Origin of the sequence: Streptomyces sp. NBC_01549 (assembly GCF_026339955.1) — a bacterium.
In the GTDB taxonomy this organism is placed as follows: domain Bacteria; phylum Actinomycetota; class Actinomycetes; order Streptomycetales; family Streptomycetaceae; genus Streptomyces.
Genome location: NZ_JAPEPW010000002.1, coordinates 2,255,373 through 2,271,916, shown reverse-complemented (window position 1 = coordinate 2,271,916; position 16,544 = coordinate 2,255,373). Strand labels below are relative to the sequence as shown.

Sequence of the window (16,544 nt, the reverse complement as noted above, 5' to 3'; positions counted from 1 at the left end):
ATACAACCCAACGGTGGGACCCTCTATCAGCTCGGCAGCGAACCGTGCGTCAACTACCCGGCGCTAAAGCGACGGGCTTGCACAACGGGCATCACTGGCGGTGATGTGTCGTTTGCGTCCAGCCCCGCTCCGAGGTGTTCGGGGTGGGGCGGGGGCCGTTGACGGGGCCCCGCGTCGCCACAACTCCCGCGCACGGGCGCGGATGTTGCGGGAGCCGTTCCGGTCCGCGTGATCAACGAATCCGCAGTTCCGGCAGGCGAACCAGGCCTGGGAGACCCGGTTCGCTTTGTCTACGTGGCCGCACTCGGCGCAGGTGCGGGAGGTGTACGCCGGATCGACGTGCACCACCGGTACCCCGGCCTTGCGGGCCTTGTATGCGATGAACGCTCCCAGCTGGGCGAACGACCAGCTGGAGTGGGTGGCCCGTTGGGGCTTGCGAAGCCGTACCCGTTCGCGGATCCCTGTCAGGTTTTCCAGGGCGATTCCGCGACCGGTGCGTTCTGCCTCGGCCACCACATGCTTGGCGATCTTGTGGTTGATGTCTCTCGCCCGCCGTGCTTCCTTGCGCCGCCGTTTCTTGGCGCGGCGTTTGGCGGACGGGGTGTTCTTCTTCTGCAGCTTGGCGCGCAGGCCGCGCTCCCGGGCCCGGATGCGGTTCAGCTCGCGTCCGGCCATGATCTCGCCGTGCGAGGTGGTGGCGATGTTCACGATGCCCAGGTCGATCCCGAGGAAGTCCACAGGGTCCGGGTTCAGCGGCGCTTCGGGGACCTCGCACGTGGCGTTGAGGAACCACATGCCGTCCCGCTGCAGCAGGTCGGACTCACCCCTGCGGTACAGGGCCAGCGTGGCCAGCTGTTCCGGTGAGGCGGTGAAGGCCACGTTCTTGACCCGGCCGCTGGTGGTCCAGATGGACACCGTCCGGTCCGGGATCTGCCAGGACAGCATCCGGTCGTCGTAGGGCTGCGCGCCCTGCGGGCGCAACCTCAACCCGGACGAGCCGGACCGCATCATGGACGCCAAGTTCGGCAAGACCGACGCCGGCCGAGTGCTCCTGGAGGCCGACCTCCAGATGAGGCACGACTTCTACAAGGCCATGGACCCCGATACCGACCTCGGCAAACGCTTTTGGGCGGCCCTGCCCAAGCGGAACGGCTAGCCGTGCATGCCCGGCCTGCGTAACTGGATCGAGCCGAAGACCGCGCAGGTCCGTGAGCAGGACGGCGGCGTCCCGCTCGCGGACGATGCCGATCAGTGCGGTGACGACGGGTCGGTGTTGTCGCGGCGCCAGGAGCTGACTCGGCCGTCGGCGACGACACGACGTGCCTCGCCCCGCGGCCCATGATCGTGGGGGGGGGAGCCGCGGGGCGAGGGTGGAACCGTGGAGCAGCTGGTCGGAGCTGGAGGTCCGGGTGAGCACGGACCGGACCTCTGGCTGGTCGCGCCGTTCCTTCAGCGGTCGTGCCTGATCGGTCGGTTCAGCAGTCGAAGTCGATCAGGTCGAACGTGACGTAGTGGTCCGAGGTGTAGTAGTCCTCCTCGGACTTCTTGCCGGTGACGATGCGGCGAGCTCCGCGCGTGGACGAACCAGGCGTCTTGACCGTGTACTCGTGGTAGTAGCCGGACTGCTGACTGGGCAGGACGCCCTCCGCGTTGCGGAAGACGATCCCGTCCTGCGAGTACGGGAAGGGGCCGTTCGACGCGATCAGGCCGAGCGTGTCGTACGCCTGGGACGGCAGGTCGCCGTAGCAGATGCTGCCGACCGAGGTGGCCGCGGCCTGCGACGTGGTGGCGGTGACCGTGCCGCCCACGACGAGGGCGGACAGGAGAGCGGCCGTGGCGCCGATGCGTGTTGCGCGTGGGGGGAATCTCATGGACCCATGATGACGCGCGTAGACAGTGGCATGTCAATGACAACTTCGGAGATTTTCTCGTCAAGTCCGATGAGTTTTCGTGGAGTTAACCTGGTGCGTGACGGCTCCATGGCGGCTGGGTGTTTCGGTCGCTGGAGCTCTTGGCGCGGGTCGTCGGCGCGGTCCGGCCCTCGGAGGGCTGGAGGCCCACGGATGCTCCGCGGGACCCTCGATCTTCGATCCTCGACGCTCGACCAAAGTATGCGGCGCCGCTACTTTCGTCGGTGATACCGGCCATGGGGAGGTGCCGGCCGCCAGGGCCTCGTAGATTTGTCGACCGTGAGTGGTGACAATCCGGTGCTGATGACACCCGTTCTCCCCGGGCGGCGCTGGCTGCTGCCGTCCGCCGTGGTCGCGGAGCTCGACCCCGAGCGGACAGGGCGGGGCGGACGGCCCCGGCGTACCGCACGGGACTGGGCGGTCGACTTCGGGTGCTTTCTGCTGGCCGTCGTCATCGGGGCGATGGCCGCGCACACACTGACCCGTGACCCGAACACCCCGCACGCGCTCGCCGTCGTCGACCAGTGGCTCGGCGGACTCGCCTGTCTCGCCGTGTGGTCGCGCCGCCGCCGGCCGCTGGGGCTGGCCGTGGCGATGATCCCCGTCGGAGTGCTCTCGAACACCGCGGGCGGCGCCGGCCTGGTCGCCCTCTTCACGCTCGCCGTGCACCGGCCCCTCAAGTACGTGGGCTGGGTCGGCGGTCTCCAGCTCGCACTGCTTCCGGTCTACTTCTGGCTGCGCCCCGACCCCGAACTGCCCTACGCCGCCGCCATCGCCGTCAGCGCGCTGCTGACCGTGGCGGTCGTCGGCTGGGGCATGTTCGTACGGTCCAAACGGCAGCTCATGCTGAGTCTGCGGGACCGGGCACGGCGGGCCGAGACGGAGGCCGAGCTGCGGGCCGAGCAGGCGCAGCGGCTGGCGCGCGAGGCGATCGCGCGTGAGATGCACGATGTGCTCGCGCACCGGCTGACGCTGCTGAGCGTGCACGCGGGGGCGTTGGAGTTCCGGCCGGACGCGCCCCACGAGGAGGTCGCGCGGGCCGCCGGGGTGATCCGGGAGAGCGCGCACGAGGCGCTGCAGGATCTGCGGGAGATCATCGGGGTGCTGCGGGCGGGTGACTCCGATGACGCAGGGCGGCCGCAGCCGACGCTCGGCGCGTTGGACGCGCTGGTCTCCGAGTCGCGTGAGGCGGGGATGAAGGTGGTCCTCGATCTGCGGGTCGCCGATGCCGCGGCCGTGCCCGCGTCTGTCGGGAGGACCGTGTACCGCATCGCCCAGGAGGGGCTGACGAACGCTCGCAAGCACGCTCCGGGCGCCGAGGTCACCGTCGGCGTCTCGGGCGCCCCGGGTGACGGTCTGAGCGTGTCCGTGACCAACCCCGCCCCTCCGGGGGAGGTGCCGCATGTGCCGGGTTCCGGGCAGGGGCTGATCGGGCTGACCGAGCGGTCCACTCTGGCCGGCGGACGTCTGGAGCACGGGTCCGACGGGGGTGGGGGCTTCACGGTGCGGGCATGGCTGCCGTGGGGTGGGTGACCGTGGGGTGCGCCTGCGGAGGTGTCAGGGCTTGCGGGGGATCACCCGGTGGCCCGCGGTGCCGTACACCCAGCTCGATGTCTCGTCGATGAAGTCCGTGGGGAAGCCTGTGCGGAAGGCCGTGGCCTCCTCCAGGCGCGTCAGTATGTGGTCGGGGAGGGTGAGTTCACTCGCGCCCAGGTTGTCGGTGAGCTGGGTGACGTGGCGGGCACCCACGATGGGGTGGACGGCGGGGGAGTGCGCCATGGTCCAGGCGATCGCCACCTGGGCGGGGGAGGCGCCGAGTTCGTCGGCCGCCGACTGGACCGCTTCGGCCACGGTCCGTTCGAGTTCCCCGATCGCCTCGGGGGAGAGGCGGGTCGCCGCGCCGGGGGCCACACCGCCCGGACGCGTGTACTTGCCCGACAGAACGCCGTTCTGCAGCGGGCTCCACGCGGCCACCGACATGCCGAAGGTCTCCGCCATGGGCAGGAGTTCACGCTCCGCGTCGCGGCTGAGCAGGCTGTAGGGCACCTGGAGCGCGGCGAAGGGGGACCAGCCCCGCCACTCGGCAAGGGTGTTGGCCCGTGAGACCACCCAGGCGGGCGCGTCCGAGATACCCACGTAGAGGACCTTGCCGGACCGTACGGCGTCGTCCAGGGCGCGCATGGTCTCCTCGACCGGTGTGTTCCGGTCCCAGATGTGCACCCAGTAGACGTCGACGTAGTCCGTGCCGAGGCGCCGCAGGCTCGTCTCCAGGGAGAGGGTGAGGTTCTTGCGGTGGTTCCCGGCGGCGTTCGGGTCGGTGCCGTCGCGGGAGACGGTGTACTTGGTGGAGAGGACGAAACGGTCGCGTCGGCCCTTGAGCAACTCGCCTAAGATCTCCTCGCTGGCGCCGCCGCGGTAGTTGACGGCCGTGTCCACCACGTTGCCGCCCGCCTCGGCGTATGCGTCGAGAATGCGCGCGCACTCCTCCTTCGGCGCTCCCACACCGCCCTGCTCCCCGAACGTCATGGCGCCGAGGAACAGCTCCGAGACACGCAGGCCGGTCCTGCCCAAGAGCCGATAGCGCACTGAACTCCTCACCCCCGGGAGAGACCCCGTCGAAACCGTCCTGTCGGCCGACGGTAGTCGTTCGTCGCTGCCGAGGCGTGGGTAATGCCCCGGCGGGCACCTACGGTAGGCACCATGAATGCGATCCGGCTGCTTCTCGTCGACGACGATCCGCTGGTCAGGGCCGGCCTGTCCTTCATGATGGGTGGCGCCGACGACATCGACATCGTCGGTGAGGCGGCGGACGGGGGCGAGGTCGAGGCGCTCGTCGACCGCACCCGCCCGGACGTCGTCCTGATGGACATCCGGATGCCGGTGGTCGACGGGCTCACGGCCACCGAACGGCTGCGGGGGCGCGAGGACGCGCCGCAGGTCGTTGTGCTCACCACCTTCCACGCCGACTCCCTGGTGTTGCGGGCCCTGCGCGCGGGCGCCGCCGGGTTCGTCCTCAAGGACACCCCGCCCGCCGAGATCCTTGACGCGGTACGCCGGGTCGCGGCCGGTGATCCCGTGCTCTCGCCCGCCGTCACCCGCCAGTTGATGGAGCACGCGGCCGGTGGGACGCCGGGTGGGCGGCGCACCGGCGCCCGGGACCGGATCGGCGCGCTGGGCGAGCGTGAACGCGAGGTCGCCGTGGCCGTCGGCCGGGGCTCCTCCAACGCCGAGATCGCCGCCGAGTTGTACATGAGCGTCGCCACCGTCAAGACCCATGTCTCACGGATCCTCGCCAAGCTCGGCCTCAACAACCGTGTACAGATCGCCCTGTTGACGTACGACGCGGGACTTCTGGAGGGAGACGGGCACTGAGCACGGGGCCCGCGCGTTGAAAGGACAACGGGAGGGGGACCATGATCGATCTGGGGGAGTACGGCGCGGGATTCACGAGGGACCCGTATCCGGTCTACGCGGCGCTGCGCGAGCGCGGCCCGGTCCACTGGGTGCGGACGCCGCAACCGGGTGCGTTCGAGGGCTGGCTCGTCGTCGGGTACGAGGAGGCGCGGGCGGCCCTTGTCGACCCGAGGCTCTCCAAGGACACGAGGAAAGCGGGGCCGAGCTCACCCGAAGAGGAGCTGATGGGCCGGCATGTGCTGAGCACCGACCCACCCGAGCACACCCGGCTGCGCTCCCTCGTCACGGGCGCGTTCACGATGCGGCGGGTGGAGGCGCTGCGCCCGCGCGTCCAGCAGATCACCGACGAACTGCTGGACGAGATGCTGCCGAAGGGGGGCGCCGACCTCGTCGACTCGTTCGCCTATCCACTGCCGATCACCGTCATCTGCGAGCTGCTCGGCGTCCCGGACATCGACCGGGTGGCGTTCCGCGCGATGTCGAACGAGATCGTGACGCCGACCGACGGAGATTCCGAGCGGGGCGCCTTCCGGCAGATGGCCGCCTATCTCGATGGCCTGATCGAGGACAAGCGGTGCACGGCACCCGGCGACGACCTGCTCAGCGGCCTCATCCGCACCCGGGCCGAGGACGGCGACCGGCTCTCCCGTGACGAGTTGCGCGGGATGGCGTTCATCCTGCTGGTCGCGGGCCACGAGACCACGGTCAATCTGATCACGAACGGTGTGCATGCTCTGCTCACCCACCCCGAGCAACTCGCGGCGCTGCGGGATGACATGACGCTCCTCGACGGCGCGGTGGAGGAGGTGCTGCGCTTCGAGGGACCGGTCGCGACGGCGACGTACCGCTATGCGGCGGAGCCGTTGGAGATCGGTGGCAGGGCCATCGCGGCCGGTGACCCGGTCATGATCGGGCTCGACGCCGGGAACCGGGACGCGGCGCGCTGCCCGGATCCGGACCGCTTCGACATCCACCGCGTCCCACAGGGCCATCTCTCCTTCGGGCACGGCATCCACTACTGCCTGGGCGCACCGCTGGCCCGCCTCGAAGCCCGGGTCGCGCTGCGTTCCCTGCTGGAGAGATGCCCGGACCTCGCCCTCGACGGACCCCCTGGCGACTGGCTGCCCGGCATGCTGATGCGCGGTCGGCGCAGCCTGCCCGTGCGCTGGTGAGCGGTGGTGCGGCTCGTCGGGCGGGGAGCCGCACCACCCTTTCCGCTCAGTCCTGTCTGCCGGGGATCTCCGCCAGGTACACCGGGCGCCGCTCCAGCCGCGACAGCTCGCAGGCCTCGGCGATGCGCAGCGCGTGCAGGGCCTCCTGCCCGTCGCAGGGGTTGGCGCGTTCGCCGCGCACGACATCGACGAAGGCGGCGAGCTCGGCCTCGTAGGCGGGGCCGAAGCGCTCCAGAAAACCGGTCCACGGCTTGTCGGCGGGCGGCGGTCCGGCCAGTTCGGTGGAGGCGATCGGCGTACGGTCGTCCAGGCCCACGGCGATCTGGTCCAGCTCGCCGGCCAGCTCCATGCGCACGTCGTAGCCCGCGCCGTTCAGCCGGGTCGCGGTCGCCGTGGCGAGCGTGCCGTCGTCCAGGGTGAGGACGGCGGCGGCCGTGTCGATGTCGTGTGCCTCGCGGAACATCGAGGGTCCGGCGTCGGAGCCCATCGCGTACACCTCGACGACCTCGTGGCCCGTGATCCAGCGCAGCATGTCGAAGTCGTGGACGAGGCAGTCGCGGTACATGCCGCCGGAGATCGGGAGGTACGAGGCCGGGGGCGGCGACTGGTCGGAGGTCATCGCGCGGATGGTGTGCAGCAGTCCGAGCCGCCCCGAGCGCACGGCCTCGCGCGCGGTCGTGTAGCCCGTGTCGAAGCGGCGCTGGAAACCCAGCTGCAGGACCGTGCCGGCCGCGTCGACCTCGGCGAGTGCGGACAGCGTGCCCGGCAGATCGACGGCGATGGGCTTCTCGCAGAACACCGGGAGCCCCAGGCGTGCCGCCCGACCGATCAGTTCGCCGTGCGCCGAGGTGGCCGCCGTGATGACCACGGCGTCCACGCCCCAGGTGAAGATCTCGTCCACGCTGGGCGCCGCCGTCGCGCCCAGCCGGTCCGCGACCGCATGTGCCCTCACCGAGTCCGCGTCCGTGACGATGAGGGAGCCGACCTCGCGGTGGCGGTTGAGAACGGTCGCATGAAATGTGCCGATACGGCCCGTTCCGATAAGTCCGATGCGCATGGGAACAAGCTGAGGGCCCGCCAGGTGCGCTGTCAATGCTTTGTCCGGACAACCAAACTTCACAACTTCCCGTCAACATCTCACGGAGCTACGCTCGGCGCGTGCCGAAACCAGATGAGGATCTGACCGTGTCGCTCCAGCTCAGTGTCGACCGCAGCAGTCCGGTCCCGCTGTACTTCCAGCTGTCCCAGCAGCTGGAGGCCGCGATCGAGCACGGGACCCTGACCCCGGGCAGCCTTCTCGGCAACGAGATCGAGCTCGCCGGGCGGCTCGGGCTGTCCCGGCCCACAGTCCGCCAGGCCATCCAGTCCCTCGTCGACAAGGGGCTGATGGTGCGCCGCCGCGGTGTCGGCACCCAGGTCGTGCACAGCCAGGTCAAGCGGCCCCTGGAGCTCAGCAGTCTGTACGACGACCTGGAGGCGGCAGGGCAGCGCCCCGCGACCCGGGTGCTCGTCAACACCGTCGTACCGGCGTCCGCCGAGGTCGCGGCGGCTCTGGGCGTGGCCGAGGGCAGTGACGTACACCGGGTGGAGCGGTTGCGGCTCGCCCATGGGGAGCCGATGGCGTACCTCTGCAACTATCTGCCCCCGGAGCTGCTGGAGCTGGACAGCGAGCAGATGGAGGCCACCGGGCTGTACCGGCTGATGCGGGCCGCGGGCATCACGCTGCACAGCGCCCGCCAGTCCATCGGCGCCCGCGCGGCCACCGCGGAGGAGGGGGAGCGGCTCGGTGAGCCCGAGGGGGCACCGCTGCTCACCATGCAGCGCACCACCTTCGACGACACCGGGCGCGCGGTGGAGTTCGGCAGCCATATGTACCGTGCCTCGCGTTACTCCTTCGAATTCCAGCTCCTCGTGCGGCCCTGAATGCCGAGCAGGCGGCGAGCAAGGACAACGTCGACTTCCTGTACTCGAGCGGCAAGGAAGCGGGTGGGCAGGCCCAGCTCGTCCAGGCCGCCATCCCGGTCGTCACGATCGACTCCGGTGCCGAGTTCCTGACCAGCCCCGCCGTCATCACTGAGAAGGACGCCTCGCCCCTCGAGAAATACACCGCGCGCGGGACCCGCTGGTGGGGTGCACGATCCCCGTGTTCGATAATGGGACGTTTGGGGCCGACGAGAGGTCGGCCCCCGGGGCCTGCGGAACGGCCCTCCGGGCCGCTTCGCGGGCCCCGGCGCACCAAAGAACACAGCAAGAAGGGCACGGCCTCGTGGCACGGACTCGGACCTGGGTAAGCATCGCGCTCGCAGGGGCGCTGGGGGTGTCCCTCGCGGGATGCAGCAGCACCGGCGGGAAGCGGGCCGAGGACGCCCGTAAGGCGGCGGCGGCCCAGGGCCGGGCCGCGGTGAACACGCCCAAGTGGACCTTCGCGATGATCACCCATTCGGGCGATGGCGACACGTTCTGGGACATCGTGCAGAACGGCGCGAAGCAGGCCGCGGTCAAGGACAACATCAACTTCCTGTACTCGCACAACGCCGAGGCGCAGCAGCAGGCGCAGCTCGTCGACGCCGCGGTGGACAAGCGGGTCGACGGCATCATCGTCACGCTGGCCAAGCCGGACGCGATGAAGGCGGCCGTCGCGCGCGCCGAGAAGGCCGGCATTCCCGTGATCACGGTGAACTCCGGCTCCGAGCAGTCCAAGGCGTTCGGCGCGCTCACCCACATCGGACAGGACGAGACGATCGCCGGTGAGGCGGTCGGCGACGAGCTGAACAAGCGGGGCCGCAAGAAGGCCCTGTGCATCCTGCACGAGCAGGGCAACGTCGGTCACGAGCAGCGCTGCGCGGGCGTCAAGAGCACCTTCCACGGCACCGTGGAGAACCTCTACGTCCAGGGCACCAGCATGCCCGACGTGCAGTCCTCCATCGGCGCCAAGCTGCAGGCCGACAAGTCCATCGACACGGTCGTCACGCTGGGCGCCCCGTACGCGGACACCGCGGTGAAGGCGAAGAACGACGCGGGCAGCAAGGCGGAGATCGACACCTTCGACCTGAACGCGAAGGTGGCCTCGGAGCTCAAGGACGGCACGCTCGGCTTCGCGGTCGACCAGCAGCCCTACCTCCAGGGTTACGAGGCCGTGGACCTGCTCTGGCTCTACAAGTACAACGACGATGTCCTCGGCGGGGGCAAGCCGGTCCTCACCGGCCCGCAGATCATCACCAAGGATCAGGCCGCCGCGCTCGAGGAGTACACCAAGCGGGGGACCCGATGAGCGCCACTGCGCCCGCACCCGCGCCGGCGCCCGACACCAAGGTCGACGAGCGCCTCCTGAAGACCTCGCCGCTGCGCAGACTCATGGGCCGGCCCGAGCTCGGGTCCGTGGTCGGCGCGATCGCGGTCTTCCTCTTCTTCGCGATCTTCGCGGACAGCTTCGTACGGGCCGCGAGCCTCAGCACGGTCCTGTACGCCTCGTCGACGATCGGCATCATGGCCGTACCGGTCGCGCTGCTGATGATCGGCGGCGAGTTCGACCTCTCCGCGGGTGTCATGGTGACCAGCTCCGCGCTGATCTCCTCGATGTTCAGCTACCAGATGACCGCGAACGTCTGGGTCGGTGTCGTCGTCTCGCTGATCGTCACGCTGGCGATCGGCGTCTTCAACGGCGTCATGCTGACCCGTACGGACCCGCCGAGCTTCATCATCACGCTCGGCACCTTCCTGATGCTGACCGGCATGAACCTCGGCTTCACCAAGCTGATCAGCGGCACGGTGTCCACGAAGTCGATCTCCGACATGCAGGGCTTCTCCTCGGCCAGGGACGTCTTCGCCTCGACACTCACCGTCGGCGGCGTGGACTTCAAGATCACCATCCTGTGGTGGCTGGCCCTGGTCGTCGTCGCCACCTGGATCCTGCTGCGCACTCGCTTCGGCAACTGGATCTACGCCGTCGGCGGCGGAGAGGCCGCGGCCCGCGCGGTCGGCGTTCCGGTCAACAAGACGAAGATCGGCCTCTACATGGGCGTCGCCTTCGGCGCCTGGATCTCCGGGCAGCACCTGCTGTTCTCGTTCGACGTCGTGCAGTCCGGCGAGGGCGTCGGCAACGAGCTGATCTACATCATCGCGGCCGTCATCGGCGGCTGTCTGATCACCGGCGGCTACGGCTCCGCGGTCGGCGCGGCGGTCGGCGCACTGATCTTCGGCATGGTGAGCAAGGGCATCGTGTTCGCCGAGTGGAACCCGGACTGGTTCAAGTTCTTCCTGGGAGTGATGCTGCTCCTGGCGACCCTGCTCAACCACTGGGTCCGCAAGCGCGCGGAGGCGACGGCATGACGACGGACGGCGACGGCATGACGACGGACGCGGGAAAGACGACCGGCGCGGCCGCCACGGAACGCACGGCGCTCGTCGAGCTCGACGACGTCAGCAAGTACTACGGCAACATCCGGGCCCTGGAGGGCGTCTCGCTGGTGGTGCACGCCGGGGAGATCTCCTGTGTGCTCGGCGACAACGGCGCGGGCAAGTCCACGCTGATCAAGATCATCGCTGGTCTCCACCAGCACGACGGGGGCACCCTGAGCATCGAGGGCGAGGAGACCCGGCTCACCTCGCCGCGCGAGTCCCTGGACCGCGGCATCGCCACCGTCTACCAGGACCTCGCCGTCGTCCCGCTGATGCCTGTCTGGCGGAACTTCTTCCTCGGCTCCGAGCTGTCGAAGGGCACGGGCCCCCTCAAGCGCATGGACGTCGAGCGCATGCGCAGGATCACCCACGCGGAGCTGCTGCGCATGGGAATCGACCTGCGTGACGTCGACCAGCCCATCGGCACCCTGTCCGGCGGTGAGCGCCAGTGCGTGGCGATCGCCCGCGCTGTGTACTTCGGCGCCAAGGTCCTCGTCCTCGACGAGCCCACCGCGGCGCTCGGTGTGAAGCAGTCCGGCGTCGTCCTCAAGTACGTGGCGGCCGCTCGGGACGCCGGCCTCGGCGTGGTCCTCATCACGCACAACCCGCATCACGCGTACCTGGTCGGCGACCGTTTCGTCCTCCTGAAGCGCGGTGCCATGTTCGGCAGCCACACCCGCGACGAGATCACCCTCGACGAGCTGACCCGCCAGATGGCGGGCGGCAGCGAGCTGGACGATCTCCGTCACGAGCTGGAGCGGAGCGCCCCCTGAGAGCCGCGGGGCCGTGACATTCGCGACTCCGCCGCGTGGGCGCGACCGGCCACACACGGCCCGCAGCTGACATATGTCCCAAAGCTCTCCGGGGCGCTCCAGCGGAGCGTTCCGGAGAGCTCAGGGGGACTCCGCCATGCGCCCCCCTGGCACGGTGAGGCAGAATCGGCCCGATGAGCACCTACCGCGACCTCGCACACCGCGGCTCCGCGCGGGCCACTGTCTTGCGGACCGTAGGGACGCGTGAACGGCGTTCCCACCTGACGGCTCCCCGCGTCCCCACCGTCGGTATCGACATCGGCGGCACCAAGGTGATGGCGGGCGTCGTCGACGCCGACGGCAACATCCTGGAGAAGCTCCGCGCCGAGACGCCGGACAAGTCCAAGAGCCCCAAGGTCGTCGAGGACACCATCGTGGAGCTGGTCCTGGACCTCTCCGACCGGCACGACGTGCACGCCGTCGGCATCGGTGCGGCCGGCTGGGTCGACGCCGAGCGCAACCGCGTCCTGTTCGCCCCGCACCTGTCCTGGCGCAACGAGCCGCTGCGCGACCGTCTCGCCGGGCGCCTCGCGGTCCCGGTTCTGGTCGATAACGACGCCAACGCCGCCGCCTGGGCGGAGTGGCGGTTCGGCGCGGGCCGCGGCGAGGACAACCTCGTCATGATCACGCTCGGGACCGGCATCGGTGGCGCGCTGCTCGAGGACGGCCAGGTCAAGCGCGGCAAGTTCGGCGTCGCGGGCGAGTTCGGTCATATGCAGGTGGTGCCCGGCGGACACCGCTGCCCGTGCGGCAACCGCGGCTGCTGGGAGCAGTACAGCTCCGGCAACGCGCTGGTCCGCGAGGCCCGGGAACTCGCCGCCGCGGACTCGCCGGTCGCGTACGGGATCATCGAGCACGTCAAGGGCAACATCGGCGACATCACCGGCCCGATGATCACCGAGCTGGCCCGCGAGGGCGACGCCATGTGCATCGAGCTGCTCCAGGACATCGGTCAGTGGCTCGGCGTCGGCATCGCCAACCTGGCGGCGGCCCTGGACCCCTCCTGCTTCGTCATCGGCGGCGGCGTCAGCGCGGCCGACGACCTCCTCATCGGCCCCGCGCGCGACGCCTTCCGCCGCCACCTGACCGGCCGCGGCTACCGGCCCGAGGCCCGTATCGCCCGCGCGCAGCTCGGCCCCGAGGCCGGCATGGTCGGCGCCGCCGACCTCGCCCGCCTCGTCGCCCGACGCTTCCGCCGCGCCAAGCGCCGCCGAGTGGAGCGCTACGAGCGGTACGAGCGCTACACCGAGTCCCGTCGTACGACCCAGGGGACGCTGTGACGGCCTCGCTGCCGCGCCAGGCCTCACCTCCCGACGAGCCCCGGCGGCCGCCGGAGGACCCGCGCCACAAGTTCCGCCGCCGTGCCCTGACCCTGCTGATCATCGTGCTGCTCATCGGCGTCCCGGCCGGCTACCTGGTGATCTCCGCCAACCAGAGCCGCGACAGCGGCAAGCAGAAGGAGGAGAAGTACTCGGCGACCGGCCTCACCGTGGGCTGGCCCTCGCGCGTCCAGCGCCGCCTCTACCAGGTGCCCATCCCGTTGAACGGCGTCTCCGTCGCCTACTACGAGACGAACAACTGGAAGACCAGCCGCCTCTACGTGCAGTTCGCCACCAACGGCCCGGGCCTGGAGCAGTTCCTCTCGGAGATCGGCACCAGCAGGGACAAACTGCGCAAGAACGACATCGCCATCGGCACCCGCGACCAGAAGGTCGTCGGCTGGAAGTTCACGGGCCCCGGCTCGTGGTGGGGTCTCACCCACGCACAGAAGGACCCGGCGCCCACCCAGGACATCGTCGTGAACTGGCCCCAGCCCGGGCGCGCCATGGTCTACGTCGTCTCCCGCACGGTCCCCTGAGACGCCCCGGCCCCGCGCCGGGGCCACCGCCGGGACCGATTGTCAGAGGCCGCCCGTAGAGTCGAAGACGACTGATTCGACCGAGGGGCGGGAGGTGACCGGACGTATGGGCGACGAGGCCGTGAGGACCGATACGGCTGTGCCGGTGCGGCTTGCCGCCGTCTTCCTGCCCGCTCCCCTGCCACGCGACGGGCGCGTCGCCTTCTGGGACCCGGACGGCGGGCCACTGCCGTCCGGCCACGGCGCCGGGAGCACGTCGTTCGTCGAGAGCACGTCGTCCGTCGAGCCGGTCGAGCTGACGGTGGTGCGAGCGCATGGCTCCGGAGCCCGCCGCGGCACCGTCCCCGCGCTGACCCTGCCGATCGCCGAAGCCCTGCCGCTGCTCGCCGGGGCCCGTCACGACCGCGCCGCGCATCCGGCCACGACTTGCTGGGGCGCGGCCGCGCTGCACGCGCTGCGGCTCGTCGCGCGGGGCCGGCTGCTGCCCGGACTCACCCCGGAGGGCCACGACGCCTGGCGCGCGGGCCCACTGGACCCGGACGACATCGCCCACCTCCGAGCCGTGGCCGCCGCCCTCCCGTACGAAGGGCATGCCGTCCCGCTCCCCGGCAAGGGCCCCCTCCGGCTGCCCGACCCGGAAGCGCTGATGCGCTCCTTCCTCGACGCGGTCGCCGACACCCTGCCGCGCACCCCCGCCGCTCCCCACACCTCCGGGAAACCGTTCGCGGCCAGAGAGCCGCAGCGACTGCCCGGAGCCCACGACTGGGCCGCCGAGGTCGCCGCCGGCATGGACGCGGGCGTGCGGATCTCGCTCCGTCTGGATCTTTCGGCGTACCAGCTCTTCGACGACGGCGAGAGCGCGCACCGCGCGGGCGCCGCCGTCGTCCAGGTGCACAGCCTCGCCGACCCCACCCTCGTCGTCGACGCCGCGGCCCTGTGGGCGGGCGACGCCGACGCGACCTTCGGACCCCGCGCGCGCGTCGACGCGGCGCTCGCCGTGCGCCGGGCGGCCCGCGTCTGGCCGCCCCTCGACCGGCTGTCCGAACAGGACGTGCCCGACGTCCTCGCACTCACCGAAGAGGAGCTCTCCGACCTGCTCGGCATCGCCGCGACCCGCCTCGGCGCGGCTGGCGTCGCCGTCCACTGGCCCCGCGACCTCGCCCACGACCTCAGCGCCGCCGCGGTGGTGCGCCCCGCGCCCGGCTCGGCCACGGACGGCACCGGCTTCTTCGAGAGCGAGGAACTCCTCCAGTTCCGCTGGCAGTTGGCCCTCGGCGGCGATCCGCTCACCGAGGCCGAGATGGACGCCCTCGCCGAGGCGCACCGCCCGGTCGTCCGGCTGCGCGACCAGTGGGTCCTTGTCGACCCCGTCCTCGTCCGCAAGGCCCGCAAGCGGGAGCTGGGTCTGCTCGACCCGGTCGACGCACTGTCCGTGGCGCTCACCGGCACCGCCGAGGTCGACGGCGAGACGGTCGAGGCGGTGCCGGTCGGAGCCCTCGCCGCGCTGCGCGACCGCCTGACGGCCGGCATCACCCCCGTGGAGCCGCCCCCGGGACTTCAGGCCCGGCTGCGGGACTACCAGCTGCGGGGCCTCGCCTGGCTGGACCTCATGACCTCGCTCGGCCTGGGCGGCTGTCTCGCCGACGACATGGGCCTGGGCAAGACCATCACCGTCATCGCCCTGCACCTGCGTCGGGCCCACAGCGAACCCACCCTCGTCGTCTGCCCGGCGTCGCTGCTGGGCAACTGGCAGCGGGAGATCACCCGGTTCGCGCCCGGCGTCCCCGTCCGCCGCTTCCACGGCCCCGACCGCACCCTGGAGGACCTCGACGGCGGCTTCGTCCTCACCACCTACGGCACGATGCGCTCGGCCGCGCCCCGGCTCACCCAGCAGACGTGGGGCATGGTCGTCGCGGACGAGGCCCAGCACGTCAAGAACCCCTACTCGGCGACGGCGAAAGCCCTGCGCACCATCCCGTCCCCCGCGCGCGTGGCCCTGACCGGCACCCCTGTGGAGAACAACCTCTCCGAGCTGTGGGCCCTGTTGGACTGGACGACCCCCGGCCTGCTCGGCCCCCTCAAGTCCTTCCGCGCCCGGCACGCGCGTGCGGTGGAGAACGGCGAGGACGAGGAGGCGGTCGCCCGTCTGGCCCGGCTGATCCGCCCCTTCCTGCTCCGCCGCAAGAAGTCCGACCCCGGGATCGTCCCCGAACTCCCGCCCAAGACGGAGACCGACCACCCGGTCCCGCTGACCCGCGAGCAGGCCTCCCTCTACGAGGCCGTGGTCCGCGAGTCGATGCTCGCCATCGAGACCGCCGAGGGCATCGCCCGCCGCGGCCTCGTCCTGAAGCTCCTCACCTCCCTCAAGCAGATCTGCAACCACCCGGCGCTCTTCCTGAAGGAGGACGCCAGGGCGGCCGCCCACGGCCCCTCCGCCCGCTCCGGAAAACTCGCCCTGCTCGACGAGCTGCTGGACACGCTGCTGGCCGAGGACGGCTCGGCGCTGGTCTTCACCCAGTACGTGGGGATGGCCCGGCTGATCACCGCCCACCTCACCACGCGCGCTGTCCCGGTGGAGCTCCTGCACGGCGGCACCCCGGTCGCCGAACGCGAACACATGGTGGACCGCTTCCAGAGCGGGGCCACCCCGATCCTGGTGCTGTCCCTCAAGGCCGCGGGCACCGGCCTGAACCTCACCCGGGCGGGCCACGTCGTCCACTTCGACCGCTGGTGGAACCCGGCCGTCGAGGAACAGGCCACCGACCGCGCCTACCGCATCGGCCAGACCCAGCCCGTCCAGGTCCACCGGCTCATCACCGAGGGCACGATCGAGGACCGCATCGCCGAGATGCTCGAAGCGAAGCGGGCGCTCGCCGACGCCATCCTAGGCTCTGGAGAGGCGTCCCTGACCGAGCTGACCGACCGCGAGCTGTCGGACCTGGTGTCACTGCGGAGGTCGTCGTGAGCGGTCCGGAGGAGA

General features: G+C 70.7%; 14 protein-coding genes and 1 pseudogene. 11 read left to right on the top strand and 4 right to left on the bottom strand.

Annotated elements, in window-relative coordinates; genetic code table 11:
• Nucleotides 1–63: 63 nt before the first annotated feature.
• A pseudogene (locus tag OG819_RS45560) lies at nt 64–978 on the bottom strand (RNA-guided endonuclease InsQ/TnpB family protein); the annotation flags it as partial.
• Between the two features lie 31 nt (nt 979–1,009).
• Between OG819_RS45560 and OG819_RS45555 the strand changes: the two are divergent.
• Nucleotides 1,010–1,156 carry a hypothetical protein gene (locus OG819_RS45555; protein WP_266630452.1) on the top strand — a complete coding sequence of 49 codons (147 nt, stop codon included), beginning with the start codon at nt 1,010–1,012 and terminating at the stop codon, nt 1,154–1,156.
• Nucleotides 1,157–1,475: 319 nt separating this feature from the next.
• Here OG819_RS45555 and OG819_RS45550 read toward each other — a convergent pair whose 3' ends face one another.
• Nucleotides 1,476–1,871: a ribonuclease domain-containing protein gene (locus OG819_RS45550; RefSeq protein ID WP_266655254.1), complete on the bottom strand. Its 396-nt coding sequence runs from the start codon at nt 1,869–1,871 to the stop codon at nt 1,476–1,478.
• Nucleotides 1,872–2,213: 342 nt separating this feature from the next.
• Between OG819_RS45550 and OG819_RS45545 the strand changes: the two genes are divergently transcribed.
• Entirely contained in the window at nt 2,214–3,443 is a 1,230-nt protein-coding gene (locus OG819_RS45545) for a histidine kinase (RefSeq protein WP_266655599.1), read from the top strand.
• A gap of 24 nt (nt 3,444–3,467) precedes the next feature.
• Here the strand turns inward: OG819_RS45545 and OG819_RS45540 are convergent, their stop codons facing one another.
• The gene (locus OG819_RS45540) at nt 3,468–4,496 is read right to left on the bottom strand and encodes an aldo/keto reductase (RefSeq protein ID WP_266655252.1); all 1,029 of its coding nucleotides are present in this window, start codon (nt 4,494–4,496) and stop codon (nt 3,468–3,470) included.
• Between the two features lie 114 nt (nt 4,497–4,610).
• On the opposite strand from OG819_RS45540, the gene OG819_RS45535 reads away from it, so the two are divergent.
• Both OG819_RS45535 and OG819_RS45530 read left to right on the top strand, forming a co-directional pair.
• Nucleotides 4,611–5,282, top strand: a complete 672-nt coding sequence (locus tag OG819_RS45535) for a response regulator transcription factor (RefSeq protein WP_266630458.1) — start codon at nt 4,611–4,613, stop codon at nt 5,280–5,282.
• A 41-nt stretch (nt 5,283–5,323) separates the two neighbouring features.
• Nucleotides 5,324–6,496, top strand: a complete 1,173-nt coding sequence (locus tag OG819_RS45530) for a cytochrome P450 (protein ID WP_266655250.1) — start codon at nt 5,324–5,326, stop codon at nt 6,494–6,496.
• Nucleotides 6,497–6,542: 46 nt separating this feature from the next.
• On the opposite strand, the gene OG819_RS45525 is transcribed toward OG819_RS45530, so the two are convergent.
• The gene (locus OG819_RS45525; protein ID WP_266655248.1) at nt 6,543–7,553 is read right to left on the bottom strand and encodes a Gfo/Idh/MocA family oxidoreductase; all 1,011 of its coding nucleotides are present in this window, start codon (nt 7,551–7,553) and stop codon (nt 6,543–6,545) included.
• Between the two features lie 128 nt (nt 7,554–7,681).
• Here OG819_RS45525 and OG819_RS45520 point away from each other — a divergent pair, with 128 nt between their 5' ends.
• The 7 genes from OG819_RS45520 (at nt 7,682) to OG819_RS45490 (ending at nt 16,529) form a co-directional block, all read left to right on the top strand.
• Nucleotides 7,682–8,419: a GntR family transcriptional regulator gene (locus OG819_RS45520; protein ID WP_266591542.1), complete on the top strand. Its 738-nt coding sequence runs from the start codon at nt 7,682–7,684 to the stop codon at nt 8,417–8,419.
• Nucleotides 8,420–8,762: 343 nt separating this feature from the next.
• The gene (locus OG819_RS45515) at nt 8,763–9,767 is read left to right on the top strand and encodes a sugar ABC transporter substrate-binding protein (protein ID WP_266428788.1); all 1,005 of its coding nucleotides are present in this window, start codon (nt 8,763–8,765) and stop codon (nt 9,765–9,767) included.
• Complete coding sequence (locus OG819_RS45510) at nt 9,764–10,825, top strand: ABC transporter permease (protein ID WP_266655246.1); 1,062 nt, start codon at nt 9,764–9,766, stop codon at nt 10,823–10,825. The genes OG819_RS45515 and OG819_RS45510 overlap by 4 nt, the downstream gene beginning before the upstream one ends.
• Before the next feature lie 17 nt (nt 10,826–10,842).
• Nucleotides 10,843–11,667 (top strand): ATP-binding cassette domain-containing protein, encoded by an 825-nt coding sequence (locus tag OG819_RS45505; RefSeq protein WP_266655597.1) that lies wholly within the window; start codon nt 10,843–10,845, stop codon nt 11,665–11,667.
• A gap of 173 nt (nt 11,668–11,840) precedes the next feature.
• Nucleotides 11,841–12,986, top strand: a complete 1,146-nt coding sequence (locus OG819_RS45500) for an ROK family glucokinase (RefSeq protein WP_266428782.1) — start codon at nt 11,841–11,843, stop codon at nt 12,984–12,986.
• A complete protein-coding gene (locus tag OG819_RS45495) occupies nt 12,983–13,564 on the top strand; it encodes a sugar kinase (protein ID WP_266630467.1) in 582 nt (193 codons plus the stop codon). Before OG819_RS45500 ends, OG819_RS45495 begins: the two co-directional genes overlap by 4 nt.
• Nucleotides 13,565–13,670: 106 nt before the next feature.
• Nucleotides 13,671–16,529, top strand: a complete 2,859-nt coding sequence (locus OG819_RS45490; protein ID WP_266655595.1) for a DEAD/DEAH box helicase — start codon at nt 13,671–13,673, stop codon at nt 16,527–16,529.
• The last annotated feature ends 15 nt before the right edge of the window (nt 16,530–16,544 follow it).